Annotated in this window: 29 protein-coding genes and 1 pseudogene; 13 read left to right on the forward strand and 17 right to left on the reverse strand. The window is 67.2% G+C overall.

Annotated elements, in window-relative coordinates; all coding sequences use genetic code 11:
• Positions 1-282: 282 nt before the first annotated feature.
• From HMUK_RS01685 to HMUK_RS17415, 3 genes are all read right to left on the reverse strand, one after another.
• Positions 283-942 (reverse strand): DsbA family oxidoreductase, encoded by a 660-nt coding sequence (locus tag HMUK_RS01685; protein WP_012807891.1) that lies wholly within the window; start codon positions 940-942, stop codon positions 283-285.
• A 58-nt stretch (positions 943-1,000) separates the two neighbouring features.
• A complete protein-coding gene (locus HMUK_RS01690; protein WP_012807892.1) occupies positions 1,001-1,180 on the reverse strand; it encodes a DUF7331 family protein in 180 nt (59 codons plus the stop codon).
• 247 nt (positions 1,181-1,427) lie between these two features.
• Positions 1,428-1,577, reverse strand: coding sequence for a DUF7331 family protein (locus HMUK_RS17415; protein ID WP_164731963.1), 150 nt, complete (start codon positions 1,575-1,577; stop codon positions 1,428-1,430).
• Positions 1,578-1,710: 133 nt separating this feature from the next.
• On the opposite strand from HMUK_RS17415, the gene thiD reads away from it, so the two are divergent.
• Entirely contained in the window at positions 1,711-3,024 is a 1,314-nt protein-coding gene (thiD, locus tag HMUK_RS01695) for a bifunctional hydroxymethylpyrimidine kinase/phosphomethylpyrimidine kinase (protein WP_012807894.1), read from the forward strand.
• A 2-nt stretch (positions 3,025-3,026) separates the two neighbouring features.
• Here the strand turns inward: thiD and HMUK_RS01700 are convergent, their stop codons facing one another.
• Positions 3,027-5,174 carry a glycyl aminopeptidase gene (locus tag HMUK_RS01700; RefSeq protein WP_012807895.1) on the reverse strand — a complete coding sequence of 716 codons (2,148 nt, stop codon included), beginning with the start codon at positions 5,172-5,174 and terminating at the stop codon, positions 3,027-3,029.
• A 102-nt stretch (positions 5,175-5,276) separates the two neighbouring features.
• On the opposite strand from HMUK_RS01700, the gene mutS reads away from it, so the two are divergent.
• Positions 5,277-8,021: a DNA mismatch repair protein MutS gene (gene mutS, locus HMUK_RS01705; protein WP_012807896.1), complete on the forward strand. Its 2,745-nt coding sequence runs from the start codon at positions 5,277-5,279 to the stop codon at positions 8,019-8,021.
• Positions 8,022-8,037: 16 nt separating this feature from the next.
• Here the strand turns inward: mutS and HMUK_RS01710 are convergent, their stop codons facing one another.
• Entirely contained in the window at positions 8,038-8,673 is a 636-nt protein-coding gene (locus tag HMUK_RS01710; protein WP_012807897.1) for a GNAT family N-acetyltransferase, read from the reverse strand.
• Positions 8,674-8,732: 59 nt separating this feature from the next.
• Entirely contained in the window at positions 8,733-9,296 is a 564-nt protein-coding gene (locus HMUK_RS01715) for a metallophosphoesterase (protein ID WP_012807898.1), read from the reverse strand.
• A gap of 107 nt (positions 9,297-9,403) precedes the next feature.
• On the opposite strand from HMUK_RS01715, the gene HMUK_RS01720 reads away from it, so the two are divergent.
• Entirely contained in the window at positions 9,404-10,075 is a 672-nt protein-coding gene (locus HMUK_RS01720; RefSeq protein WP_012807899.1) for a metallophosphoesterase family protein, read from the forward strand.
• Between the two features lie 214 nt (positions 10,076-10,289).
• On the opposite strand, the gene HMUK_RS01725 is transcribed toward HMUK_RS01720, so the two are convergent.
• From HMUK_RS01725 to HMUK_RS01735, 3 genes are all read right to left on the reverse strand, one after another.
• A complete protein-coding gene (locus tag HMUK_RS01725) occupies positions 10,290-10,583 on the reverse strand; it encodes a hypothetical protein (protein WP_012807900.1) in 294 nt (97 codons plus the stop codon).
• Positions 10,584-10,597: 14 nt separating this feature from the next.
• Positions 10,598-11,122 (reverse strand): DoxX family protein, encoded by a 525-nt coding sequence (locus HMUK_RS01730; protein ID WP_012807901.1) that lies wholly within the window; start codon positions 11,120-11,122, stop codon positions 10,598-10,600.
• Between the two features lie 123 nt (positions 11,123-11,245).
• Positions 11,246-11,716, reverse strand: coding sequence for a hypothetical protein (locus HMUK_RS01735; RefSeq protein WP_012807902.1), 471 nt, complete (start codon positions 11,714-11,716; stop codon positions 11,246-11,248).
• An 84-nt stretch (positions 11,717-11,800) separates the two neighbouring features.
• Between HMUK_RS01735 and HMUK_RS01740 the strand changes: the two genes are divergently transcribed.
• Together HMUK_RS01740 and HMUK_RS01745 are read left to right on the forward strand one after the other, a co-directional pair.
• Positions 11,801-12,628: a M48 family metallopeptidase gene (locus tag HMUK_RS01740; protein WP_012807903.1), complete on the forward strand. Its 828-nt coding sequence runs from the start codon at positions 11,801-11,803 to the stop codon at positions 12,626-12,628.
• 1 nt (position 12,629) lies between these two features.
• Positions 12,630-12,866, forward strand: coding sequence for a hypothetical protein (locus HMUK_RS01745; RefSeq protein WP_012807904.1), 237 nt, complete (start codon positions 12,630-12,632; stop codon positions 12,864-12,866).
• Positions 12,867-12,889: 23 nt separating this feature from the next.
• Here the strand turns inward: HMUK_RS01745 and HMUK_RS01750 are convergent, their stop codons facing one another.
• Positions 12,890-13,312 carry a hypothetical protein gene (locus HMUK_RS01750; RefSeq protein ID WP_223270968.1) on the reverse strand — a complete coding sequence of 141 codons (423 nt, stop codon included), beginning with the start codon at positions 13,310-13,312 and terminating at the stop codon, positions 12,890-12,892.
• A gap of 111 nt (positions 13,313-13,423) precedes the next feature.
• Here HMUK_RS01750 and mutL point away from each other — a divergent pair, with 111 nt between their 5' ends.
• From mutL to HMUK_RS01780, 6 genes are all read left to right on the forward strand, one after another.
• Complete coding sequence (gene mutL, locus HMUK_RS01755) at positions 13,424-15,553, forward strand: DNA mismatch repair endonuclease MutL (protein WP_012807906.1); 2,130 nt, start codon at positions 13,424-13,426, stop codon at positions 15,551-15,553.
• A 126-nt stretch (positions 15,554-15,679) separates the two neighbouring features.
• Complete coding sequence (locus tag HMUK_RS01760; RefSeq protein ID WP_012807907.1) at positions 15,680-16,639, forward strand: sugar kinase; 960 nt, start codon at positions 15,680-15,682, stop codon at positions 16,637-16,639.
• Between the two features lie 67 nt (positions 16,640-16,706).
• Positions 16,707-17,942 (forward strand): MBL fold metallo-hydrolase, encoded by a 1,236-nt coding sequence (locus HMUK_RS01765; RefSeq protein ID WP_012807908.1) that lies wholly within the window; start codon positions 16,707-16,709, stop codon positions 17,940-17,942.
• A gap of 81 nt (positions 17,943-18,023) precedes the next feature.
• Positions 18,024-18,641: a hypothetical protein gene (locus HMUK_RS01770; RefSeq protein WP_012807909.1), complete on the forward strand. Its 618-nt coding sequence runs from the start codon at positions 18,024-18,026 to the stop codon at positions 18,639-18,641.
• On the forward strand, positions 18,638-19,939 hold the full coding sequence (locus tag HMUK_RS01775) for a hypothetical protein (RefSeq protein WP_012807910.1): 1,302 nt from the start codon (positions 18,638-18,640) through the stop codon (positions 19,937-19,939). Before HMUK_RS01770 ends, HMUK_RS01775 begins: the two co-directional genes overlap by 4 nt.
• A gap of 46 nt (positions 19,940-19,985) precedes the next feature.
• Entirely contained in the window at positions 19,986-20,297 is a 312-nt protein-coding gene (locus HMUK_RS01780) for a cupin domain-containing protein (protein ID WP_012807911.1), read from the forward strand.
• A gap of 867 nt (positions 20,298-21,164) precedes the next feature.
• On the opposite strand, the gene HMUK_RS16950 is transcribed toward HMUK_RS01780, so the two are convergent.
• Positions 21,165-21,794 carry a hypothetical protein gene (locus tag HMUK_RS16950; protein ID WP_126967192.1) on the reverse strand — a complete coding sequence of 210 codons (630 nt, stop codon included), beginning with the start codon at positions 21,792-21,794 and terminating at the stop codon, positions 21,165-21,167.
• Positions 21,795-22,070: 276 nt separating this feature from the next.
• Positions 22,071-22,384, reverse strand: a pseudogene (locus HMUK_RS16560) (IS6 family transposase); the annotation flags it as partial.
• A 101-nt stretch (positions 22,385-22,485) separates the two neighbouring features.
• On the opposite strand from HMUK_RS16560, the gene HMUK_RS01785 reads away from it, so the two are divergent.
• Positions 22,486-23,928 carry an FAD-dependent oxidoreductase gene (locus tag HMUK_RS01785; RefSeq protein WP_012807913.1) on the forward strand — a complete coding sequence of 481 codons (1,443 nt, stop codon included), beginning with the start codon at positions 22,486-22,488 and terminating at the stop codon, positions 23,926-23,928.
• On the opposite strand, the gene HMUK_RS01790 is transcribed toward HMUK_RS01785, so the two are convergent.
• Positions 23,922-24,437, reverse strand: coding sequence for a Rieske (2Fe-2S) protein (locus tag HMUK_RS01790; protein WP_012807914.1), 516 nt, complete (start codon positions 24,435-24,437; stop codon positions 23,922-23,924). The genes HMUK_RS01785 and HMUK_RS01790 overlap by 7 nt on opposite strands.
• Positions 24,438-24,525: 88 nt before the next feature.
• Here HMUK_RS01790 and HMUK_RS17420 point away from each other — a divergent pair, with 88 nt between their 5' ends.
• Positions 24,526-24,690: a hypothetical protein gene (locus HMUK_RS17420; protein ID WP_012807915.1), complete on the forward strand. Its 165-nt coding sequence runs from the start codon at positions 24,526-24,528 to the stop codon at positions 24,688-24,690.
• A 74-nt stretch (positions 24,691-24,764) separates the two neighbouring features.
• Here the strand turns inward: HMUK_RS17420 and HMUK_RS01795 are convergent, their stop codons facing one another.
• The 4 genes from HMUK_RS01795 to HMUK_RS16565 form a co-directional block, all read right to left on the reverse strand.
• Positions 24,765-25,142 carry a metal-dependent transcriptional regulator gene (locus tag HMUK_RS01795; protein WP_012807916.1) on the reverse strand — a complete coding sequence of 126 codons (378 nt, stop codon included), beginning with the start codon at positions 25,140-25,142 and terminating at the stop codon, positions 24,765-24,767.
• 5 nt (positions 25,143-25,147) lie between these two features.
• Positions 25,148-25,309: a hypothetical protein gene (locus HMUK_RS17425; RefSeq protein ID WP_012807917.1), complete on the reverse strand. Its 162-nt coding sequence runs from the start codon at positions 25,307-25,309 to the stop codon at positions 25,148-25,150.
• Between the two features lie 128 nt (positions 25,310-25,437).
• Positions 25,438-25,986 carry a DNA starvation/stationary phase protection protein DpsA gene (gene dpsA, locus HMUK_RS01800; protein WP_012807918.1) on the reverse strand — a complete coding sequence of 183 codons (549 nt, stop codon included), beginning with the start codon at positions 25,984-25,986 and terminating at the stop codon, positions 25,438-25,440.
• A 90-nt stretch (positions 25,987-26,076) separates the two neighbouring features.
• A complete protein-coding gene (locus tag HMUK_RS16565; RefSeq protein ID WP_012807919.1) occupies positions 26,077-26,238 on the reverse strand; it encodes a ribbon-helix-helix protein, CopG family in 162 nt (53 codons plus the stop codon).
• Positions 26,239-26,366 lie beyond the last annotated feature (128 nt).

Genomic DNA, 26,366 nt, shown 5'->3' on the forward strand with positions numbered 1-26,366 from the left:
GTTAGTGGACACACGCAACCCTTCTTTTCTGTGTCGTTCACTACGCCCCGTTTCATCTATTAGTGGATGCAGACCTCTCACGTTCATCGTTCCTGCTTTCCGAACTGATGTCGTGCTGGCTATACCCTCTGTATTGAACAGTGGCCACTCCGCGAGAGGCAACGACAACCACCCGTATGAGACCCGTTCTATGACGGGCTTTATTCGCGGCTCGGGGGTCGCAAAATCCGAGAGAGACGGAGCCGGCAGTATGACGAGCGGGGAGCGGAGAGCCGACCGCGATCAGGTCCCGTCGACGAGCCGTTCGAGCTGTTCCGGGGGGACCGCCCCGCGGGCGGCGTAGCCGTCGTAGACGAAGGTCGGGACGCCGGTGATCCCCTCGCGCTGGGCCTCGGTAAAGCGCGTCGTGACCTCCTCGCGGAGCGTCTCGTCGTCGAGTGCGGCGCGGACCTCGTCGCCGTCCAGACCCGCGCGTTCGGCGAGATCGGCCAGCACGTCCGGATCGCCGATGTCGCGTTCTTCCTGCCACAGCGCCGTGAAGATGCTCGTGTCGAAGTCGAGCCACGTCTCGTAGTCGGCGGTCGTCTTGACGTGGTAGGAGGCGATCTGGGCCGACAGCGAATCCACCTCGCTGGCCAGATCGAGGCTCATCTCCACGCCGTACTCCGCTTGCAGGCGGCGGACGCTCTCCTTTGCCTGTTCGTAGTAGTCGTCGTCTTTGCCGTCGTCGACGGAGTGGTCGATCGAGCCGTCGGGGTTGCGTTTGTTGTGGCGCAGATCGAACGGCCGCCAGTCGATGCGCAACTGCTCGTCCCGATCCGCCTGGAACTGTCTGAGCGACTCGCGACCGAGATAACAGAACGGACAGACGTAGTCGGAGTAGACCGCGATCTCGTCGGTCGTCGGCGACTCCGGCCGGTCGGCGGCGTCGGTGTCGGTCATCCTACCCACGCTTTGCAGTCCGGACGGAAGAGCGTTGGCCGGTCGTGTGTCTTCGGTATCAAGCCGAGGAGGAGTCCCCGCCCACCTCGACGGCGTAGTCCGACTGGATCCAGGCCGCCGAGTTGGTCCGATCGTAGACGATGGTGTCGCCGTCGTCGGTCGTGAACGCGCCGAACTGTTCGTCGGCGCTGGGTTCGTCGTCGGTCGTCGCGTCGGAACTGGTGTCTGATTCGGTCATCGATTGGAATGCGGTACCGATTCACAATGGAATGATGGACATAAGCCTTTCCCGAATACAATAGGGAATGATAATACCATACTATAGTAGCCATTGAAAATCAATGCACACCCGATCGCACGACGGCAGTGCGATCGGTGTGTAAATCGTTTCAATTGTTACTATAGGACTCGCTACTGCCAGAGAGACCGCTGCGACGATCCGGACGACAAAAGCCGCACGCGCCGTGGACGCGTGCGATCGACGGCTACTGCCCACTCAGATCCAGTGCGAAGTCCGACTGGATCCAGGCGTCCGGATTCTCGCGGTCGTAGACCACGAAGTTCCCGTCGCCTGTCACGAACGTCCCGTACTTGTCGCTCTGTTCCCCACCTGTTCGATCGACTGTGCGTGTCATCGTCCCATGCCACCCGGCGACCCGGGTTGACAGACGTACACGACCACATATCATAAATATTATTAATTTCGTGGCGATTCGCAGCGAGACCAGGATCACCATCCATTAGGGCCGGGTCGCCCTGTCCTCACACATGACACGAGAGGCCGCGCCCGTCACGCCACCGGTCGTCCTGTCGATCGCCGGCAGCGACAGCGGCGGCGGTGCGGGGATTCAGGCGGACACGAAGACGATCGAAGCGGGCGGCGCGTTCGCGACGACGGCGATCACCGGCGTCACCGCACAGAACACGCAGGGCGTCCGGGACGTGACCACGCTCGACCCGGCGGCGGTGAGCGAGCAGATCGACGCCGTCGTCGAGGACTTCGACGTGGCGGCGGTCAAGACGGGGATGCTGTCGACGAGCGCGGTCGTCGAGACGGTCACCGAGTACGCCGAGACGCTGCCGGGACTGGTCGTCGACCCCGTCATGGTCGCCGCCAGCGGGGACCGACTGCTCGACCCGGCGGCGGAGGCCGCCTACGAGGACCTGATCGCGGCGGCGGCGCTCGTGACGCCGAACGCCGACGAAGCCGAGGTGTTGACCGACGTCGAAGTGACCGACGCCGACGCGGCGCGGCGCGCGGGCGAGGCGCTCGTGGCGATGGGTGCCGACGCGGCCCTGGTCAAGGGCGGACACGTCCCCAGCGACGCCGTCGTCGACACGCTCGTGACCGACGAGACGGTCCACACCTACCGACACGACCGGATCGATACGGCGGCGACCCACGGCTCGGGCTGTACGCTCTCCAGTGCCGTCGCGACGCGGCTGGCACACGGCGACGAGATGGAGACCGCCGTCGGCGAGGGGATCGCCCTGCTCGCCCGTGCGGTCCGGTACAACGTCGACGTGGGCGAGGGGGCGGGTGCCGTCCATCACACCGTCGAGAGCCGCAACGAGGCCGCACGCAACGAGACCGTCGAGGCCGTCGAGGCCGTCGTCGCCGGGCTGAGCGATGCGAACGCGACCGCGCTGGTGCCACACGGCATCGCCAACGTCGCGGGGGCGACGCCCTACGCCGAATCCCCGGCAGAGGTGGCGGCCGTCGAGGGCGGTATCGGGCTGACCCGAGACGGGATCCGCTCCAATCGCGGCGTCCGTTTCGGCGTCCCGACGCCGCTCGCAGCGACGATCCTCGCCTGCCGGGAGCACGATCCAGCGGTCAGGTTCGCGCTGTCGTGTACGGCCACGTCACCGCTCGTCGACGCGCTGGGGACGCTCGACGGGGAGACCGCGACCGTCGAGAACGACGAGAGCGAGGCCCGCGTACAGGCGGCGTTCGCGGACTGTGAGACGACGCCCGCGGCGATCGTCGACCGCCACGGCGACCGGCTCGTCGTCCTCGCGCCGGAGGCGACCCAGCTCCTCGAACGCGTCCAGACCCTCGTCGCCAGCGTCGAGGCGTGAGCCTACCCCAGTCGACGGCGGAGAGCGACCCACAGCACGGACAGGGCCACGACGAGGGCGACGACACCGGGTCCCGCCCCGTCACCGCGGCTGGTCGCCGTCGCCGTCGGGGTCGCCGTGGCGGTCATCGTCCGGACGCGGTTCGGTCGGACCATCACCTCGACGGAGGGGACGGTGCCGGCACCGAGCGACACCGTGCCCGGACGGGGAAGAGAGATCTCCCGCTCGATGGAGGTCCTGTTGTAGGCCGGCATCGTCACGTGCCGTCGACCGACCTCCTCGGAGTCGCGGGTGAACACGACGGTCGCCTCGCCCGGTCGCGGCTCCCCGTTGTACAGCGTCGCGGTCAGGACGACGGTGTCGCCCTGTTGGGCGGTCGTGGGCTCGACGTCGAGGCTGACGACGTTGGCCCTCACCGGCCGCTGGACGGTGACGTTGATCCGCTCGCCGTCGACGACGACGTGGTAGGTGCCCGGCGTCGGGAACCGGTGGGAAAGCGGGGCCGTCGTCGATTCCCCGGCCTCGATCCGTCCGCTCGTCTCGTCGACGACCGTCCCGTTGACGCGCATCGAGACGTTGTACACGCCCGCAGTGCCCCCGGCGTTGCTGACGAGGGTGTCGACGGTCAGGCGCTCGCCGGTCACCAGTTGGATCGTGTCGTCCGTGACCGTCTCGTTTCGGTAGGGGCCAGTGATCCGGTAGCCGTCGGCGTCGCCGGCCGGCGGTAGCTCGTATCCGACCCGTGCCGGGAGCTGGCCGAAGACGGCGGCGTGGGTCGTCCGATTCCACGTCTCGACCGACGCCGTGGTCTCGGTGTAGGTCTGGCCCTCGTCCAGCACGGACGTTCCCCCGGTCGTCGCCAGCAGTTCGAGGAAGTCGAGCTGTGACACCGGCCGCTGCTGGCCGTTCATCTCACGGAACACGTCCTGCAGAGTCCGCTCGCGGTCGGTCGCGACGCGCAGGCGACGGTCCAGTTCGCCGGCCACGAGCGAGCCCCTGTCGTAGTCGGGCGCACCCTCCCAGGTCGAGACGTTCGAGAGCACGACCCCATCGTAGACCGGATGGGTCCCGCGGGCCAGTCGGTCACGGAACGCCTCGAACGCCACGGACTCCTGTTCGAGCGAGAGCAACGCCGCGTAGTACGACGCCGACGCCTCCGTGAACCAGGCCGTCCGACTCGTGGGCGTGAACGCCTGCCGGGTGTGGACGTACTCGTGGAGCCAGGCGTTGTCCGGCTGGTCGAGCGTCTCGGCGTCCCGGACCCAGGCGTCGGTGTCGCCGGTCTGGACGCCCCGGACGCCCCACTCGACGGAGCCCGTGGGCGCGGCGATCAGGAACACCGTCTCGTCGCGGTCCCCGACCCGCAACGCGTCGGAGCTGTCGGCCAGCGCGTCGAGGATCGCCGACGGCGGCTCCGACAGCGTCGCGGCCGCCGGGACGACCAGCCGGAACCGCTGGCCGTGGGCGGTCCGCTCGTGCAGTTCGTGCTCGCCGAGGTAGACGAGCCACTCCCCGGCCGCGCCGGGACCAGCCGTCGACGAGCCGCGGTCGAACACGATCGGCGTCCCGCCAGTCGCCTCCCAGTAGGTCGGCGTCGGCGGGCGTTCGAACAGCGCCCACTCGCCCGTGCCCGCGTACAGCGCGCGGCCGTCGCTCGCCTGTGGCCCCGTCCGGTCGATGGTCTCGTTGATCCGGTAGTCGTAGGTCAGCGTCGGCTGCTGTGTCGTGGCACGCCAGCGAAAGTGGGTCTCGTTGTCGCGGGCGAATCCCTGCCGGGAGACGAAAGTGGCTCCGTCGGGAAGCGCGGCCCGCATGGAGACGACGCGTGCGGGGACGCTGTAGGTCAGTCGGACCCGAACCGTGCCGGGGCGCTCGGGCAGGCGCTGGAATCGCTGGGTGAGTCCCAGCGTCCCGTCGTCCTGCTGGCCGGTGTCGCTGCCGGCGGTGTCGCCCACGCCGAGACCGAACTGGCCGACGCCGGCAGACAGCTGCTTGGGCGGCGATCCCGATCGGTCCGCCGACGCCGGCACGTCGGTGTCGACGGTCGTCTCGACGGCGGACGAGTCGGCGACGGTGATCGCGGGGGCGATGCTCCCCGAGAGCACCACCACGACCAGCACCGCGACGACACCACGCGTCACCTCGCCCATTTACCACTTGTTGCACACCACCCGACAAATAGCTGACCCGTGGGAACACGGACCAATCTGCGACCCACAACCCTTAGGCACCCGTCGCTCCCAGGGGCGGGTATGACAGAGGCGACGGGTATCGTCGGCGAGTTCCTCTCGCTGAAGGCGGACAGTGACGCGGATCTGCTGGCGATGCAGTGTGGCGACTTCTACGAGTTCTTCGACGAGGACGCCGAGATCGTCGCCGACGAGCTCGACCTGAAGGTGAGTCAGAAGTCCTCCCACGGCGCTTCGTACCCGATGGCGGGCGTGCCGGTCGACGACCTGACCCCCTACGTCTCCGCGCTGGTCGAGCGGGGCTACCGGGTCGCCGTCGCCGACCAGCACGAGACGGCGGACGGACACGCCCGCGAGATCACGCGCGTCGTGACGCCGGGAACCCACCTGGAGACGACCGACGACGCCGCCCAGTACCTCGCTGCCGTCGTCGGTACCGGCGGCGACTCGTCGGACCCAGTGGCGGGAGCCGACGGCAGCTACGGGCTGGCCGTGGCCGACGTGACTACCGGCCAGTTCCACGTGACCCAACTCGACGGCCCGGACGCTCGCACGCGGATTCAGACGGAGCTGTACAAGTTCGACCCCGCGGAGGTGTTGCCCGGCCCCGACCTGCGTGGCGACGACGACTTCCTCGATCGCCTGCGCGAGCGGACCGACGCGGCGCTGACGGTCCACACCGAGGAGTCGTTCGCGCCCGGACGAGCGCGCCACCGCGTTCGCGACCACTTCGGCCCCGAGACCGTCGACAGCGTCGGTATCGCCGACGACGACGCGGCCATCTGTGCCGCCGGTGCCGTCCTGTCCTACGTCGAGGACACCGGCGTCGGGACGCTGGCCTCGATCACGCGCCTGCAGTCCTACGGCGCGACCGACCACGTCAATCTGGACGCGACGACCCAGCGCAACCTCGAACTGACCGAGACGATGCAGGGCGGGACCGACGGCTCGCTGTTCGATACGATCGACCACACGGCGACGGCTGCCGGCGCACGCCTGCTCCGGGAGTGGCTCCAGCGGCCACGCAGAGATCGCGCCGAGCTGACGCGACGCCAGTCCTGTATCGCCGCGCTGACCGAGGCAGCGATGGCTCGCGAACAGCTCTGTGAGACGCTCTCGGACGCGTACGACCTCGAACGACTCGCGTCGAAGGCGGTCTCGGGCAGCGCCGACGCCCGCGACCTGCGCGCGGTCGCGGGGACGCTGTCCCTGCTGGAAACGGTCGAAGACGTGATCGACGAGGACGACCGACTGGCCGACTCGCCGCTGGCCGACGCCCTCGATCGGCTCGACCGCGAGGTCGTCGCCGACCTCGCCGCGGAACTGGACGCCGCCCTCGTCGACGACCCGCCGGGGACGGTCCGCCAGGGAGGCCTCTTCTGCCGGGGGTACGACGAGGAACTGGACGCGGTGATCGAGCGCCACGAGGACGCGCTGGAGTGGCTGGAGACGCTGCCCGACCGCGAGAAAGAGACGACCGGCATCACGCACCTCTCGGTCGACCGCAACAAGACCGACGGCTACTACATCCAGGTCGGCAAGAGCGAGGCCGACGACGTGCCCGACCGCTACGAGGGGATCAAGGAACTGAAGAACTCGAAGCGGTTCACGACCGACGAACTGCAGGAGAGAGAGCGGGCGGTGTTCCGCCTCGAAGAACAGCGCCACGAGATGGAGTACGAACTGTTCGGCGACCTGCGGGAGCGAGTCGCCGAGGACGCCACGCTCCTGCAGGACGCGGGCCGCGTGCTGGCCGAACTGGACGCGGTGGCGTCGCTGGCGATCCACGCCGTCCGCAACGACTGGACGCGTCCGGAACTCACCGACGGCCGCGAACTCGACGTGGAAGCGGGCCGGCACCCCGTCGTCGAGCAGACCACGGAGTTCGTTCCCAACGACCTCCGGATGGACGGGGCGACTTCGCCGCCGGACCAAGAGCGTGCCAGCGGGCACGCGGACGCGGATCGTCAGTTCCTGATCGTCACCGGCCCCAACATGAGCGGCAAGTCGACGTACATGCGACAGGCCGCGCTGATCACGCTGCTGGCACAGGTCGGCAGTTTCGTCCCCGCACGCGCGGCGACGGTCGGACTCGTCGACGGGATCTACACCCGCGTCGGCGCGCTGGACGAACTCGCACAGGGCCGGTCGACGTTCATGGTCGAGATGCAGGAACTCAGCAACATCCTCCACTCCGCGACCGACGACTCGCTGGTGATACTCGACGAGGTGGGCCGTGGCACCGCGACCTACGACGGCATCTCGATCGCCTGGGCGGCGACCGAGTACCTGCACAACGAGGTCCGGGCGAAGACCCTCTTTGCGACACACTACCACGAGCTGACCTCGCTCGCCGACCACCTCGACCGCGTCCACAACGTCCACGTCGCTGCCGACGAGTCCGACGGTGACGTGACCTTCCTCCGGACGGTGCGAGACGGGCCGACCGACCGCTCCTACGGGATCCACGTCGCCGACCTGGCGGGCGTCCCAGAGCCCGTCGTCGACCGCTCCCGGACGGTGCTCGATCGCCTGCGCGAAGAGAAGGCCATCGAGGCGAAAGGCAGCGGGTCGTCCGAACCCGTCCAGACCGTCTTCGACGTGAACGCGGGCGGGTTCAAACGCGCCGACGAGAGCGAGACGGCCACCGCCGACGGTGGAACGGCGGCCGAGGCGTCGGACGGGGGACTGGACCCCGAAACCGAGGCCGTCGTCGAGGAACTGACCGAACTCGACGTCAACGAGACGCCGCCGGTCGAGCTGCTGGCGACGGTCCAGCAGTGGCAAGAGCAACTGGACGACGGCTGACGCGAGCAGCGATCACCTATCGTCGACCGTCTACTCTCGTCCCCACGATCGGGACGTGCTGGTACTCGATTCCGTCCCGGTCGTCCAGTGGTCGACGGAGCCGGAGGATCGCCGTCCTGCGGCCCCGTTCCTCGTAGGGCAGCTCCTCGACCACCTCGAAGCCGAGCTTCTCGTAGAGCCGGCGGGCCGTGCGGTTGTCCGGATCGACGATCAGCGTGAGCGCCTCGCGGTCTGCGACGGCCGCCGCCGCGACGACGTGCTTGCTCAGTTCGGTCCCGATGCCCCGTCCCTGGTAGTCCTGGTGGACGAAGACGGCGAACTCCGGCTCGGCGTCGTCGGTCGGCGTGTACAGCGCGTGGCCGACGATGCCGGTCTCCCCGACCACGAGGAAGTTACACCCCTCGTCGAGCAGGCCGTCGAGCCAGCCGGCGATCCGCGAGCGCTTCCGTGGGGGCAATCCCTGTGCCGCCTGTCCCGGCGCGAAGTCGTCGTACATGTCGACGAGGGCCTCGTGGTCGCCGTCGGCCGCCGGGCGGATCACCCAGGACGAACCCTCCCGGTCGACGAATCGTGGACACCGCGGCGGGCAGTGTCGCGTCCCCTCGCACTCGCCTGGGTCCCAGTACCGGCAGACGCGGTCTGTCTGGTCCATGGCTGACTCTCTGTCGTCCCCAGTTAAAAGGAGGGGACTGCGCTCTCAGTCGCTGGGAATCACTCCTCGACCAGCGCCTTCGCTGCCGCCACGTCCCGGAGGCTGGTCGTCGCGGCGTCCAGCACTCCCGTCAGCGTCTCCAGCGAGATGGGGCGAAAGTCCAGCAGCTCACAGCTCACGTTGACCCGCTGTTCCGCGGGTGCGACGAAGGGGTGGGTCTCCGGGTCGTTGTTGTGGATGTGGCCGTGGATCACCCAGTTGTCCCAGTCGTCGGGCACGTCCTCCGGGCGGTGCGTGCAGTAGAATCGGTAGTCGCCGTGTTCGAGCACACACGAGTCGAGCACCGGGAACGGAGCCGCGGCGGGATCGAGCCCAACGTCGTGGTTGCCCTGCAACAGGAGATCCCCGCCCAGCTGTTGGAAGTACTCGATCGTCTCTCGACCGTCCCGCATATCCATAGCCACGTCGCCGAGGTGGACGAGCAGGTCGTCGGGATCGACCGTCTCGTAGTGGCGATCGAGCAGCGCGCTGTCCATCTCGCCGACCGACGTGAACGGCCGGTCACAGTACTCGATGATGTTCGAGTGTCCGAAGTGATGATCGGAGATGACGTACCGGGCCATGGTCCATAGCGCCGGGCGAGGACCCTAACAGTTCGGGTCGATCGTGGGATGCTACCACGCGTCGACGAGCCGGCACCCTTTCGACGCGGAGCCCCGAAGGGCGTCGTATGCGGATCGGACTGCTCTCAGACGTCCACGGGAACCGCCCGGCTCTCGACGCGGTCCTCGACGATCTGCCGCCCGTCGACGAACTGGTCTGTGTCGGCGACGTGGTCGGCTACAATCCCTGGCCCGCCGAGTGTCTCGAACGGGTCCGCGAGACGTGCTCTGTCGTCGTCCAGGGCAACCACGACCGCACCGTCGAGACTCCAGAGCGGTACGCGCACAACGAGATGGCACGGGCGGGACTCGAACGCGCCAGGCGGGCGCTCGACGACGAGCAACGCGAGTGGCTCGCCGACCGCCCGCCCCGGACGACCATCGACGGCGGACGGTACCGACTGGCCCACAGCCACCCGGACCCGGACCAGCTGGGCACCTACGTCCGCCCGCGGCAGTTCCCGGAACTGCGGCCCTACCTCGACGACCACGACGGCATCGTCGTCGGCCACACCCACGTCCAGCACGAAGCGACGGTCGACGACCGCCTGATCGTCAATCCGGGAAGCGTCGGCCAGCCACGCGACGGAGATCCGCGGGCGGCCTACGCCGTCCTCGACACCGACGACGACAGCGTCGAACTCCGCCGCGTCCAGTACGACATCGACCGAGTCATCTCGAAAGTCGAGGCGCTCGACAGGCCCCGACGACTCGGAATCCGGCTGCTCGACGGATCCTGACACTTCGGCTCTGTGTCTGGGACGCATCTCTCGATCTCGGAGTGGCGAGCGTCTCCAGACAGTGACAGTCAGCGCGACAGAGACAGCCGCGAAAATCGTCGAAACAGTCCCGCGACCGGGCGGCGAGTCGAGCGAGGCAAAGCGGCCTCGTTCTCGGACGGACTACTGTCGCCGTTTGCCCGGTCGATCGGATAAAGGCGGACAATGAGCCGTATCAGTCGGCGGGCATCTCGGTGCGGTCGGCGGCGTCGGTGGCCATCGGCGTGACGAGCTTGTAGGCACCCCAGACGGCCAGCACGAGCAGCGCGGCGATGACGATCCCGGTTCGCAGCGTCGGGTCGATCAGCGGCGTCGCGATCACTTCACCGGCGTCGTTGGTCAGCGCGGTCGGGCTGTAGGGTTTGCCCGCCAGCAGTTCCAGCACGCCCATGACGACGATGCCCAGCACGAACAGGGCACCGCTCAGTCCCAGCGCGATGCGGTCGACGATCGTTGTGGTGTCAGTCATTGTCGGTCACCTCGTTAGCCGAGGATGTAGCGCAGTTTCGGGTGGCGTTGCACCAGTTTCGTCTGCTCGACGATGGCGTCGAGGCCGTAGTACCGGCCCGCGCCCAGCACGATCACGGTCAGGAACAACAGCAGCCCCATCAGGTCGCTGTTGACCAGGCCGTGGCCGAACTCGGCGTTGCCGATCCAGAACAGGGTCATGAAGATGACCCCGCCGATGGACGCCAGTCGCGTCAGCAGGCCGGCCATCAGCGCCAGCCCGATCAGCGTCTCGAACAGCGGGACGCCGGGCGCGATCAACCACGCCAGGTTGTTGCCCATCCAGACCGGGATCGGCCCCAGGGCCGTGCCCGTCATCTCCTGCATGTACATCGGCCCGTAGCTGTAGGCCAGCCCGTCCTCGACGAGCTTGGTCACGCCCGCGTGGAAGAACCACCAGCCCGTGATGACCCGCAGCAGGGCCAGCCAGTAGCTCGTCAGCGGCCCGTCTAACTCGAGCTCGAAGTCCGTCGCCAGTGGGTTCGCCGTGTTGGTTGCCATAATCTCTCCCTCACATGTACGAGTTGGCGTTGATACGAGATATAACAGGCCGCGTGTTCCCAGCGGGTGAAAAGCGCTCTCAGATTCCGAGAGCGGGAAGCGAGTGAGACCGCTCGGGTGCCGTCACTCCTCGCGGTCGCCGTAGGCTACGTCCTCGTCGTCGAAGAAGCCGAAGTCGTCGTCGTCCCGGAGGACGTAGTCGTTTTCCAGCACCTCGGAGACGATCCGGCCCAGCGAGTCGAGCGCCATGTCGATCCCGTCCGGATCGTCGAGAGCGTACTCGTCGGCGGCGTCGTCGGGGAGTTCGGGAGCGCGGTAACCGACCTCGTCGCTGGCGGGGTCCCAGTAGAAGTCGAAGGCCTCGATCAGGTCGAGCCGTTCGACGACCGCGAACTCCGCCGTCGAGAGCCCGGCACTGGTCGTCCACTCCTCGAACGCATCCTGCCAGGTACCGGCCTGGAAGAACCCCTCGACCTCCTCGCGGCGGTAGTCGTCGCTCGTGTCGACGATCTCGTTGTCGATGGCTTCGTACTCGCCTCTGGTCTGTGGCCCGGACAGCGACGGCGGATCTGGAACGGGAACGTCGAGTGCCATAGATAGTTGTTGTCTCTACAACAGTATAGCACCTCCGGCACACAGGCCAGAAGGTTCTCAAGTGGCGACCAGAGAGGGGCATGTATGAGACACGTCGGACTGAAAGCCCGGATGGCGTTCGTGGGGTCGCTGCTGTTTGGCTTCTACGCGGTCGCCGCGGTAGTGCTGATGGGGCTGTTCGGCGAGAGCGCGCTCCCGCTGATCCTCGTCGGGAGCGTCCTCTTCGTCGGCATCCAGTACAAGATCGGTAAGTGGGCGGCCCTGCGCAGCGTCGGCGCGGAGGACCTGCCAGAGGACCGCTTCCCCCAGATCCACAAGCAAGTCGAGTACCTCTCGACGGACATGGGCATCGAGAAACCGCGGCTGATGGTCGCGCGGATGGGCGTGCCCAACGCCTTCGCCGTCGGCCGCAAGGGTGCCGGGACGGTCGTCGTCAGCGAGGAACTGCTCCAGCTCCTCGACGCAGACGAGGTCGAGGGCGTCCTCGCTCACGAGCTGGCTCACATCCGCAACCGCGACGTAGTGATGATGGTGCTTGGCCAGGGGATCGCCTCGATCGTCGCCATCGCCGCCCAGTGGATCGTCCTGCTGACCGGCGACAACGACCTGGCCGACTTCTTCCTGGCTATCGTGGTCGGACAGATCGTCCAGATGATCGTGATGGTGTTCGTGCTGGCGATCTCTCGCTACCGGGAGTACGTCGCCGACAGCGACGCTGCAGCGGAGGTCGGCGGCGAACCGCTGGCCAGCGCGCTGGAGAAGATCTCGCGTGGGAGCGAGCGCGCCCAGGATTCCGCGATCGACGAGCAGGTCAGCGCACTGTGTATCTTCGGCGAGGAGCGCGGCCTGCTGGCCACGCTCTTTGCCTCGCACCCGCCCGTCGAGAAGCGCATCGAGCGGCTCCGCAACTGAGATGGACACCCGTACCGTCCTGGCGGCCGTCCTCGGCGTCGGCCTGGGGCTCGTCTTCCTGGCCGCGCCGGGAGCCGTCCGGACCGCCTACAGCGTCGGACGGAGCCCCCAGGACCGTCGCGGCGAGTACGGCTCGGCCGAGCGTGCTGGGCGTCGGGTCCACTCGCTGATCCGGGCGGTCGGCGCGGCCTTCGTCCTCGTGGGGCTGTACGTCGGCTGGCAGGCGCTCGCGGTCTGAGGTCGGTCCCGCTAGCGGCGCGATCAGTTCTTCTGAACCTCTGTCGGCGGCAGATCGCCCGGTCCGTCGGCCTCGACCCAGTTTTCCTCGGCGAGGACGAGCCGAGAGATCACCGCGGCCACGTCGCGGGCCGTCGCCTCCCGCTGGAAGAAGGAGACGTTGCCGAGTGACGCGCCGATCGACCGGCTCACTTCGACGGTCGCGAGCGCCTCGTCGCCGACGACGTCCTCGACTGTGCGGGTCACGCGCTCGTTGAGTTCCTTGCGCATCGGCTCGGAGAGTTCGTAGCCCGCCGGCAGGAGATCGTAGGTGATCGCGTACCCCTCCTCGTACCGTTCGACGGCGAAGAAGGGCGTCGATTCGGCCTCGGCCTCGTAGTAGGCGTCGTCGCGCGCCTGCTGGTCCTCGTACAGTGGCACGTCGGATGGATCGAATCCTGCTGGCACACGAGAGCGTACTCGATACGGCATTATCAACCTGTTCCCGGCGGGAGACGACGTGGCAACCGGACACCGGAGCCCGCAGGCTCAAGGCGCTCCCGCCAGTACGAGGGGACAATGAGCGAGGGGACAGACACCGAGATTCGACGGCTCGATTCGGCGACCGTCGAGCGCATCGCGGCGGGGGAGGTCGTCGAGCGGCCCGCAAGCGTCGTCAAGGAACTCGTCGAGAACGCGCTGGACGCCGACGCCGACCGCGTCAGCGTCGCCGTCGAGCAGGGCGGTATCGAGGGGATCAAGGTGACCGACGACGGGATCGGGATGAGTCGCGAGGCCGTCGAGCGGGCCGTCGAGGAGCACACGACGAGCAAGATCAGTTCGATCGAGGACCTGGAGCGCGGGGTCGGGACGCTCGGCTTCCGTGGCGAGGCCCTGCACGCGATCGGGGCAGTCTCTCGGACGACGATCACCACGCGCCCGCGAGGAAGGGAGCACCAGGGGACCGAACTCGTCGTCGAGGGCGGCGACGTGACCGCCGTCGAGCCGGCGGGCTGTCCCGCCGGGACGACCATCGAAGTCGACGATCTCTTCTACAACGTCCCGGCTCGCCGGAAGTACCTCAAGCAGACGAGCACGGAGTTCGCCCACGTCAACACCGTCGTCACCAGCTACGCGCTCGCGAACCCCGACGTAGCGGTGACGCTGTCACACGACGGCCGGGAGACGTTCGCGACGACGGGACAGGGCGATCTCGAAGCGACCGTCCTCTCGGTGTACGGCCGCGACGTCGCACAGTCGATGATCGAGGTGGACGACGGCGATCTGCCGGACGGACCCCTGGAGTCGGTGACCGGACTCGTGAGCCACCCCGAGACCAACCGCGCGAGCCGGGACTACCTCTCGACGTACGTCAACGGCCGCTACGTCCGGGCCGACGCGGTGCGGGAGGCGATCGTCGACGCCTACGACACTCAGCTCGCGCCCGATCGGTACCCCTTCGCGGTCCTCTTTTGTGCCGTCGATCCGGCGACCGTCGACGTGAACGTCCACCCCCGCAAGATGGAGGTCCGTTTCGCAGACGACGAGGGCGTCCGTCGACAGGTCGAGCACGCGGTCCAGTCGGCGCTGCTCTCAGAAGGGCTCGTCCGCTCCAGCGCACCGCGGGGCCGCTCGGCCGCCGAGCAGACCGAGATCGCGCCCGAATCCGGGCGGGTGGACGACGAGACAGACGCCACCGGGGCCCGCGAGGAGGCCGACGGGGAGCAGTCCGACGGCGACTCAGCTGGCGAGGCGCGTCGTCGTGACACCCCGGTTTCGGATCGAGCCGCCGACGGAGCGAGTGGCGCATCCGCCGGCGAACGTGGCGACCGCGGACAGCCCGACGCGACGACGGGGATCGACGTGACGGACGACGATGCGACGGCCGACAGCGCGGCGGACACCACCTCGCCGCGGAGTCGGTCGAGCGCGTCCAGCGGACGAGACGAGCCACCGACGAGCGCGCAGTCGACCCGGACGGACGACGCCGACCGCGGTCGTGCCCGCACCGGGCGCGACGCGGACCCAGAGCGGAAGTTCCGCGGCGACGACCGCCAGGCCCGGCTGGGCGGCGAGGAACCGGGCCAGTCGCTCGACTCGCTGCCGGCTCTGCGAATCCTCGGGCAGCTCCACGAGACCTACGTCGTCGCGGAGGCCGACGACGGACTGGTCGTGATCGACCAGCACGCGGCCGACGAGCGGATCAACTACGAACGCCTGAAAGATGCCTTCGAAGGCGAGACGACGACGCAGGCGCTGGCCGAACCGGTCGAACTCGAACTGACGGCGGGGGAGGCCGCGGTGTTCGAAGACCGCGTCGAGGCGCTCGCGCGACTGGGGTTTCACGCCGACCGAACCGGTGACCGGACCGTCGAGGTGCGGACGGTCCCCGGCGTAATCGCCGACGCCGCCGGCCCCGAACTCGTCCAGGACGTGCTGGCGGCGTTCGTCGCGGGCGAGCACGAGGCCGCCGACACGGTGGAGGCCGCCGCCGACGAGCTGCTTGCGGATCTCGCCTGTTACCCCTCGATCACGGGCAACACCTCGCTGACCGAGGGCTCGATCCGGGAGTTGCTCGCCGCGCTCGACGACTGTGAGAACCCCTACGCCTGTCCGCACGGTCGACCGGTCGTCGTCGAGATCGATCGCGGCGAACTCGAAGACCGGTTCGAACGGGACTATCCGGGCCACAGCGGCCGGCGGACCTAACGGCTCCCGCGGAGGGACGCGCCGTTCGCGGTGTCGCGAACCGCCGGAAGACGCCGCCGCAGTCGACCGAAATCGCGCGCCGTAACGCCCGTGGCAACTAAGCCCCCGGCCGTCGATGGCTGGCCCATGAGTCGACTCGTCACGTTCGGAGAGACCTCGTTGCGACTGAGCCCGCCGGACCACGAGCGCCTGGAGACGGCGACCGACGTATCGCTGCACGCGGACGGAACCGAGAGCTCGACCGCCGTCGCGGCCACGCGACTCGGTGCGCCGGCCGTCTGGCTGTCGAAGCTTCCCGACACGGTGCTCGGTCGGCGCGTCGTCGCCGAACTGGAACAGCAGGGCGACGGGCTCCAGACCCAGGTGGTCTGGGACGAAGACGGCCGGCAGGGCCTACAGTTCGTCGAACGGGGGAGCCCACCCAGAGACGACGTGACCGTCCAGGACCGGGGCGACACCGCGCTGGCCACGGTGTCGACCGATGACGTGCGGATGGCGATGGTCCAGAACGCCGACGTGTTCTTCGTCAGCGGCTCGACGCCCGCGCTCTCGCCGACGGCCCGGCGGACCACGGAGGCGCTCTATCGGGCCTGTGAAGGGACCTGCGTGTTCGATCTGGACTACCAGTCCGGCCTCTGGTCGCTGTCGGACGCCCGCGAGGCGCTCCTCTCTCTCCAAGACGCCATCGACGTACTCGTCGCCGACGAAGACGACGCACAGGCGGTGTTCGACCGCTCGGGCAAGGCCCGCCAGCTGGCCCACTCGATCGCCTCCGAGGGCGACTTCGAGCAGGTCGTGATCACCCGCAGCGAGCGCGGGGCCGTCGCCTGGGACGACAACGTCGTCCACGAACAGGACGCCATCGAGACCGAGGTAATCGACGCCAGCGGCACGCACGCCGGGTTCCTCGGCGGGTATCTCCACCAGCTGTACGAGGACGCCCCGACGGAACAGGCGCTTGCCTACGGGACCGCCGCCGCCGCGCTGACCCGGACCGTCCCCGGCCCGCTGCCGACGATCTCGGCGGGCGAGGTCGAAGGCCTCGTCGAGACCGAGCGAGAGCCCACGGGCGAGCGGAGCATCTGAGCGGTCCCGCGGGAGACCGGCGCACGAATCGATGGACAAAAAACGCCAGCGGTGTGACGGGAGATCGATGCAGGTCGAGTTTCTGGGCGGAGCCGACGAGATCGGTCGCAGTGCCGTCCTGATCGACGGGTCGCTCCTGCTGGACTACGGGATGGCCAGCGAGTCGCCCCCGCAGTACCCCGTCGGCGACGTGGACCCGGACGCCGTCGTCGTCTCTCACGGCCACCTCGACCACGTCGGCGCGGTGCCGGCGCTGCTCTCGGGGACCGAACAGCCCACCGTCCACTGGACGCCGCCGACCCGAGAACTCGCGCTGACGCTGGCCGAAGACACGCTCAAACTCCACGGCGGGAGCCCGCGCTGTCCCTTCACCGAGAACGACGTGCGCCGGATCGGGGAGGTCTCGGCGACCCACGGCTACCGCGAGCCGTTCGAGGCGGCCGGCTACGAGGTGACGTTCTACAACGCCGGCCACATCCCCGGAAGCGCTCACGTCCTCGTCAGCGACGGCGAGACGCGGCTCCTCTATACCGGGGACTTCCACACGGACGATCAGCGCCTCGTCTCGGCGACGAGCGACCGCCCCGCTGCCGACGCCGTGATCTGCGAGTCCACGTACTCGGACGTGAGCCACGAGGACCGGGGCGACGTGGAGGCGTCCTTCGTCGAGACGCTGCGCACGACCGTCTGGCAGGGCGGAACCGTCGTCGTCCCGGCCTTCGCCATCGGCCGGACACAGGAGATCATGCTCGTCTGTGCGGCCCACGGCATCGACTGTTACGTCGACGGAATGGGACAGCGAGTCACCGAGCAGTTACGCCACCACCCCGCGTTCCTCCGAGACGCCGACGCCTTCCGTGGCGCGGTCTCGAACGCCCGCTTCGTCGACGGCCGCGACGGTCAGCGCCGACGGATCGCCGACCAGAACGCCGTCGTCGTCACCACGAGCGGGATGCTCTCGGGTGGGCCGGCGATGACCTACGTCCCGGCGATCGCCGACCGGCCGGTCAACACGATCGCCATGACCGGCTACCAGGTCGAGGGGACGCCGGGCAGGGACCTCCTCGAAACTGGCAGCGCCGAGATCGACGGTCGCGTGATGCCCGTCAGCGCACAGGTCGAGGCGTACGACTTCTCTGCCCACGCCGACCGCGAGGGGCTCCTGTCGTTTCTCGACGCGTACCGAGACAGCCGGCTGCTGATCAACCACGGGGACCGCTGCGAGTCGTTCGCCCGGGAGCTGCGGGACGACGGCCACGACGCCAGTGCGCCGACGCTGGGCGAGACGGTGAGGCTGTCCTGATACCGTCGAGGAGACGACGACCAGCGCAGTCCAGAGTGGGCATCCCCAAGACGTTTGTGAGGTGTGGTCGGAGGAGAGAACATGGTCGAGCCCTCCCGCCGCGAGACACTCGCGGCGATCGCAGGCGGAACAGCGGCGGCCCTCGCTGGCTGCCAGTGGAACGCGGAGCCGAGCGACGGCGAGCGCGAGCAGCGGCGACGAGTGACCGACTACGAGGTGGCGTCGGTCCGTCACGCGGACGAGAGAGCGCTGTTCACCGAAGGCGAGCCGCTCTCGACGCCGAGAGAGAGCGACGAGCGGCCGCCGGTGTACGGGCACACCTATCTCACCAGCGGCGACGACCTCGACGACGTGACGTTCGCGGAGACGAGCGAGGCCGAGCGGCTGGCGTCGTTCGCCGCGGCGACGGCGCTCGACGGCGAGGAGTCGGTGTACCTCTTCACGACGGCGGTTCGAGCGTGCTCCGAGGTCCGTCTCCAGTGGGTCGAAGTCGACGGGACGGGGCCGTCGGCGCAGTTCTGCCGGACGCTGCGACCCGCCGACGTGGAGTGTCGGGCCACGGCCTACGAGACGACGGGGTTCGCGATCAGGCTCCCGTTTGCCGGCGAGCGGTTCTCCGGTCACGGCGCGGGCATGAGCAGCAGTTGCGGTCGGCCACCGCGCCCGGAGCCGTTCGATCCCACGGAGGGATCGCCATGAACCGGCTCGGTCGCCGTCGGTTCCTGACGGCGATCGGGGCCGGAACGACCGCGCTGGCGGGCTGCTCGGCGCTCCCGTCGAACGGGGACGACGAACCGGAGCTCGACGACGACGCGATCGCGCGGGCGATTCGAGAACGCGAAGCGCCGTCGGTCCCGGCCACGAATCCGCTGTCTGTTCCGAGCAGTGCGATCGAGGACCACCGGACAGCGGCGCGTGAGACGCTGGAGCGCGTGCCGCCGGAGCTGTCCGTGCCCAACGGCGCGGTGACCGAGAAGCTACGCGAGCAGCGGGCGCGGGTCGCAGACACGCTGGATTCGTCGGCCGAGGGAGCGCCCGTAGAGCGCCTGGCGACGTGGCGCGACCGGCGTGGGGACGCCGTCAACGTCCGGCGAGCGTACGAAGCGGCGAGTGGCGACGCCGACCGCGGGGCGTATCGCGATCGGTGCGACGAGGTTCGGGCCGAGCGTGCGGCCGTCGGGGCAGATCTGGAGTATCGAGCCCCGGAGCCCGTCGCTGCGACGGTCGGGTTCGCGACCATCGAGTCGCTGCTCGACACGGCACGCGGGCGGCTCGACCCGCGGTCGCCGTTCCCCGAAGAGCCTGCCGCCGCCGTCTTCGATGTCGGAGACCGCTGGGAGGCCGTCGAGACCGCCGGAATCGAGACCGCCGACGCGCGTCGGCTGCGAGACGCCTTCGTCGACGCCACCGACGATACCCCCTGGCGGTCGCATCTGGTGGCGACCAGTCATCACCTCGGCCACTCGTTACAGATGACTCGCGATCGGGTCGAAGAGTACGTCGACGCCGAGGCGTCGGTGCTGGACGCCGACGCCGCCACAGAGCCGCCGACTCGGCATCTGTTTCGGCAGGCGTCCGACGGAGTCCACTGGCGTACGGAGCGGGCGGCCCGGGCCCGAGACCGCCACGACCACGCGACGACCGTGATCGAGTTGGGCCGCGGGCTGGTCGCGGCAGAGACGCTGGATCGGATCGTCGCCGAAATCGAGAGCGGCGACTACCGGACCGAACTGACCGAGGAGACGATCCAGTCGGCCCACGCGTCGGCCGTGAGTGCAGTCGAGGACGCCGTCGAGACGACGCCCCAACCGCTGGCCGTCGCGCTGGCGACGCCCGCCATCCAGGTGGTCTCTGGCCTGCGGCGACGGCTCGATGCCTCTCGGTCGAGAGTGACACCCGAGCGACTGCAACCGAGACTCGACTACGTCGTCCGGTACGCCCGCGTCGTGCCGACCGCGACGGCATTCGTCGCGGATCGGCTCGCAGTCGAGACGTGACCGACGGGACGAAACCGATTCGTGGCGTCCGGGACAACGAGCGTGCGTGCGACAGACCCACCTCGACTTCGAGCAGTACTTTTCGGTAGCGATGGAGACCGACGAGGCCCAGGCCGCCGAGATGACCGTCGAGCCGGGCCGGACCGTCGGTGGCCCGGAGAACGTCCACGCCGACAGCGACCAGTGGTGCTACGTCGCCGCGGGCACGGGCGTCGCGACCGTCGACGGCGCGGACAATCGAATCGAGGCCGGCGACCTGCTCCTGATCGAGGCCGGCGAAGCCCACGCGATCGAGAACGACGGCGACGAGCCGCTGCGGACGGTCAACGTCTACACCCCGCCCCGGTCCGATCGGTGAGCCACCGGTCGTTCCTCGACCGGCGGTGTTCAGATAAGAGATCGAGAGTGGCGGAAGTGAAGCACCGAAAGCCCTCTCGGTGCTCGACTACTCCAGGAGCCCAACTGTACGAGGGCTTTCGGCATCTCAATCCCAGCAGTCGCTGCTAAACGAAACACTACCATTGTCGACCCCAGAACAGATTACTAAATGAAAAACAGCCTAAATATGGAGCGGAGGAAGTACCTCGGTGCAATAGCTGTTGGGACTGGTATTGCAGGGCTCATCTACAGTGTGAATGGGATAGCCGAAGATTTTGACATAGAGGAATATATCCCATCCTCTTCAACAGTACAGAGAAAGAGAGCGCAATCCCAACGGCGTCGTTTAAACGAACAAGAGTGGTAGCGTTTACACAGGAACTCAACCTCGGACAAACCTTGGCACCTGGAAAAGAGCGGACCGAAGAACTCGTGACAGTAGACGACCTGACAGTTGATGGCTGCTTCCCCCCGAATACGTATCAATTCAGATCTCAGCAAATATTTAATGATACTTCTGTTTCGTGGACGTGGAAGGTAGCTATTGATCAAATATAAACGCTGATCCGTAGCACATTGTTGATTTCACGATGAGGCTCGAACAGCGCGTTTGAGAGCGTCCCGTCAGAACGGCAGCGAAGACAGATCACACTGTTACGCCAACGAACCTGTTGCAGCAGATCCGGTGCGACCGATTCCGATCCAAACACATCTAGAGAATCATTCCAGTCGGGCACCGCTGCCGCGGTGTCTTTGTCCTCGTCGACACCGCAGCTGCCGCTCAGTAGTATCAGCAATCTCTTACGAAAGAGCGTCGATTCAATAGTAACTCGCGCTACGTCTCGAATCAATCTGCACCAGTCTCGGCTCCATTCTCCGGGTCACTATTCAGTGTATGAATGCCCTGCAGAAGTCTGCCACTAAAGTACAACACTGGAGATACCAAGAAAAGCAGGACAACTCCCTGAAGCGATCCTGCCCGGACTGGATTCGCAGCACCTATTGATAGGACTTGGAGCAGACAAATTCCGAGGCCGAGCGTGGCCGTCGGAAGTGAGGGGACCCTAGAGGAGGTCCCGATATCTGATTGCGTGCGACCGAGGTGGTACAGCGGGATCGCTGCCCACAGACAGATTGCGGCTATAACTGATGTCTCAGCGAGTGGCTGCAACGAAGTATTAATACTCCCCGCCATTTCAACGACTGCACCCGCTGGAACGGAAACTGTGTCCAGAGCCTGCCATAAGTAATACACGTGCGGACTGATTGCGATCCCGATCGCTCCAACGATAGACCACTCTATCTGTTTGTTGCTTACCCGTCCGAGCGGGTAAGCTAATGCAACGGCTATACTCGCGAACGCCCACGAAAGACTCCCTATACTCCTCGGGTCGGACCCGAGTTCCCCAAATACTATGCTACCAATCGGTTGCAGTGCGAGACCCATCGAACCAGCACCCAAGACTGTCACGATCACGATCCAGTGGATCTTCTCATGGGGAATAACCATTCGAACACTCCCCAGTATACAGTAAGCGATACCGAGGTGCAGACCAATCGCGACTAACCAACTCTGCTGTTGTCCTGTAGTAGCTCCCAAAGACGCAAAAGCAATAGAAAAAGCTCCGACCAGAGTCAGTCTACCCCCATTATTGCCCATCATAAATATAGTTAAATAACTCCGAATTGTAAAAGGTGATGTTCAGACTAGCTGATTCCCTGCGAGGCTGAAGGATCTGAGCCAGTCGTCAGCGGTGTCTGGATCGACGACAGCGGACAGCCAATACTGCTCGTCATCGATTTGGATCACTGTTTCGTCAACTGCGACCTGATCCGGAGACCGACCAGACTCTGGCTGTAGCTCGGCCTTGTGAACCCAGTTATGAACGGTGGATCGAGCACGATCGACACCAAATATCTCAAGAACCGAAACAGTAGTCAGAAGGGATAATTCAGCAAGGTATAGCTAAATACTGAGCTTCATCAAAATCGTGGTGTCGCTTCTCGTTCAACAAACTCTCAGTCGATCTGGTCGATATTACCGCTGAGGCGTGTGTTTTCGGGCATGAATCGCTCAGAAAACACACCGCCTCACGATTCAGTCATATCTGAACGCTCCCCCTCGACTACACCCCGTTGCTAAGGTGGTGGCGGTCGAAGCCCGGACCATGACAGATCCGTTCGTCGCGATCGGTGGCGACGCGGCCGGCCTGAGCGCCGCCAGCAAGTGCAAGCGCGAGCAGCCAGAGCGGGACGTGATCGTCTTCGAGAAGGGGTCGTGGGTGTCCTATTCGCACTGCGGGATGCCATACTTCGTGAAGGGAGAGGTCGACCGGCTGGACGATCTACTGTCGCTGTCGCCAGCGGAGATCCGGGAGCGGGGGATCGACCTTCGCCGGGGGCACGAGGTCGTGGCGATCGACAGCGACGCACGCGTCCTCACCGTCGAGACGAGCGCGGGCGACCGTCTCGAACAGCCCTACGGCGACCTCCTGATCGGGACCGGCGCGCGTGCGGTCACGACGCCGATCGAGGGGAGCGACCTCGCGGGGGTTCACACGATGCACGGGCTGGACTCGGCCGCGGCCGTCCGCGCTCACCTGCTCGATCCGGCGGTCGACGCCGTCGCAGACGTGGGCGGCGAGGAGTTCGTCGACCGCGAGCTGGTCGAGCGCCACGCCGCGTTCGAGCCGCCAGAGACCGTGGCGATCGTCGGCGGCGGCTACGTCGGCGTCGAGATGGCGGAGGCGTTCAGCGCCCACGGGCTGGACGTTCACCTCTTCCAGCGTGGCGAGCACGTCCTTCCGCCCTTCGGCGAAGCGGTCGCCGAGGTCGTCGAGGGGGAGCTCGCCGCCGAGGGCGTCACGCTCCACCTCGGCGAGGAGGTCCAGCGCCTCGACGGCGACGACGGCCGAGTCGAGCGCCTCGTCTGCGCCGGCGGCGCGTCGCTGGCGGTCGATCTGGCGCTCGTGGGCATCGGGATCCGTCCCAACACGGACCTCCTCGCGGACACGCCGATCGAGACCGGCGTCGCCGACGCCGTCGCGGTCGACGACTACGGCCGGACGAACGTCGACGGCGTCTACGCGGCGGGCGACTGTGCGACGATGCGCCACGCGGTCACCGGCGAGCGCGACTGGGTGCCGCTCGGCCTGACCGCGAATCGGGCGGGGCGAGCGATCGGCGCGACCGTCGCTGGCGACCCGACGCCCGTGGGCGACATCGCGGGGACCGCCGTCGTCAAGGCCTTCGAGCAGGAGTGTGGCCGGACCGGCCTCGTCGATCACGAGGCGGCCAGCGACGCCGGCTTCGATCCGGTCAGCGAGACGATCACCGCCGGCTCGCGGTCGGGCTACTACCCCGGCGGGGCCGAGACGACGGTGACGCTGATCGCCGACCGGGACAGCGGCCGTCTGCTGGGCGGGACTATCGTCGGCACCGATCGCGCGGCGATCCGGATCGACATCGTCGCGATGGCGCTGGAACAGGACGCGACTGTGGGAGAGCTAGAGCGGTCCGACCTGGCCTACGCGCCGCCGTTCTCGCCCGTCTGGGACCCCGTCCTGACGGCCGCGAAGGTGCTCGGCTCGTCGGTCCAAGAGCGCTACTGACCGAGCACGCGGGCCGACTCGAACCGATCGTCGGTCAGGTAGACCGCGTCGTCGTCGACCGCGACGGCGACCGCGTCGAGCGCGTCGCCGGCACAGGGACCGTGCGTACACGTCCCTTCGCCGCCGGAGAACTGTGCGCCGTGTTTGTGACAGACGAGGTCGTCGCCGCGGACGATCGCGCCGGTCCCCGGATCGAGCGGGACCTCCGGTCGGTGGGGACAGGAGTTGCGCCAGGCGACGACCGCGTCGTCGATTCGCCGCAAGATGCAGTCGACGCCGTGGGACGGGCCGCGGGCCTCGAACCGAACGGTCGAGTCCGTCGGGACCGCGTCGAGGTCGACGATCCGCTTGGGGTCGTCTCCGGCCACCGGGCCGTCGTCTGACGCGCTCTCACCGAGGTTGAATCGGACGGTGGCATCGCCGGCCGAGAGAGCACACTCGCCGTCCGAGAACAGCGCCGTCTCGGTCTCGTCGTCGTGCTCGACCGTCACGCGGAACCGGTCGCTCATCGCCCACACTCGATTCGGCGAGCCTAAAAAATTGCCGATCCGCGGGAGCGCCGCAACGGTGTAGTGTCGTCGGGTCGGACGATTACGTATGGACTCCGAAGACGTCGCCGTCGACGTGGAAGTCGAAGTGGAACTGGACACGGCCGAACTCGAAGCCGAGATCGAGGACGCGACCGAGTACGAGGCGACCCTCGAAGGCGACGGCATCGAGATCGAACTGGAAGCGGCAGTCGAGTTCACCGACGAGGACTGACCGCCAGAGCGAGACACCCGCTCGGTCAGCGTGGGGCCCGTCAGACGATACCTGTCGTCGGCACCCGCGCCGTGTCACTGGACCGGGACGCTCTCCTCGCCCTCCAGCAGGAGGGCGTCGAGCCGGTCGGCGACGATGGGACTGACCGTGTCGACGACCGCGCGGGCCTCTCGCTCTGGCGACTCCAGTTCGAGCACCTCCTCGAAGAACGCCGACAGCGTCCGGTAGGTGTCGTACAGCTCGGTCGCTCGCTCGCGCCCGCGATCGGTCAGCGTGACGCCCTCGTACGGTTCGTAGTCGACGAGTCCGTCGTCCGCGAGGCGCTGGAGCATCTCCGTGGTCGCCGACGGAGAGCGACCCATCGCCCGTGCCACGGTGCCCGGCTCGACCGGCGATCCGTCGGTCCGTTCTCGATCGTAGACGACGACCAGGTACTGAGCGACGCGCTCCATCGGGCTCAGCGGCGCACGTCGACGACGAGGTCCGTCGCGATCCACCCCTCCGTGTTGTCCGACTCGATGAAGGTGCGCGACCCGGGACAGGTCTCGCACACGTCGATCGACGGGCGGTCTGTCGCCGGCTCGCCCGCGCGGTCGTCGGGCGCAGTCGTCGTTGCCATACCCGTATTTTAGGCACGCCTAAAATTAAAGCTTCGGGTGATCGCCGCCGCCGGCAGGCGAGAGTGGCGTCGCTGTTCGACGTTTGTTTAGCTGCGCCTAAAAGAGTGGGGTGTCGGTCGCCGAACGCTTACTGCATCGCGCTCTCGGTGACGAGCGTGTCGTCTTCGAGGTAGTGTTCGATGTGGTGGACCGCGTCCTCCAGCTCGACCAGCTGCTCGCGGAGCATCTGTGCGCTGGCGTGGTCGCCGAGTCCCTCGGTGAGCTCGATGTGGCTCCGGGCGGACTCGATGATCTCGCCGTACACGTCTACGTCGTTGGCCAGCGAGGTGCGGATGTCGTACACGTCCTCGTCCTCGGGCTCGACGGTCGCCTCGGATTCCAGCGTCGCGGCGCTGGCGTGCGGGACACCGCCCAGCGCCTGGACGCGCTCTGCGAGTTCGTCGGCGGCCGCTTCGGCCTCTTCTGCGGCCTCGCCGAGGAACAGATGCAGGTCGCGGAACTCGGCACCCTCGACGTTCCAGTGGTGCTTTCGGAGCTGGTGGTACAGCACGTAGACGTTCGCGAGGTCGGCGTTGAGCGCGTCGACGATCTGCTCGACTTTCTCCTGTTCGAGTCGGAGTGCTTCGCTGGCTTCGACGGTACCGGCCTGCTTCAGGGTCGACTGTTGCTGACTCATACTCGATCGTTCGTCCCCGACCCACTTCAAACTTTTCAAAATTTTTATATTTTTTCGTACCGCCTAAACCGGGCGACGCGTCCGACGGCATCACTCCTCGTCGCGCTCTTTGAGCCACTCGTCCAGGAGGTCGCGGATCGCCGCCTCGCGGTTGTCGCGGTGCTCGGCGAAGGCCTTCTCGTCGATCGCGTCGAGCAGCTCTTCGTCCAGTTCGAGCTCCACGGCTTCCAGATCCAGGTACGCCTCGTCCATCGGGTGGGAGCGACGACCCCCGCAGATAAATAGCCTCGTCAGACGACCGTCTGGCGTTCGTGTGACGCGACGCCGGCCACACCGCCCCTCGGCGGTCGGAACGGTTTCGGCATCGGAGTGCATACGGT

The sequence above is a fragment of the Halomicrobium mukohataei DSM 12286 genome, assembly GCF_000023965.1.
GTDB lineage: Archaea > Halobacteriota > Halobacteria > Halobacteriales > Haloarculaceae > Halomicrobium > Halomicrobium mukohataei.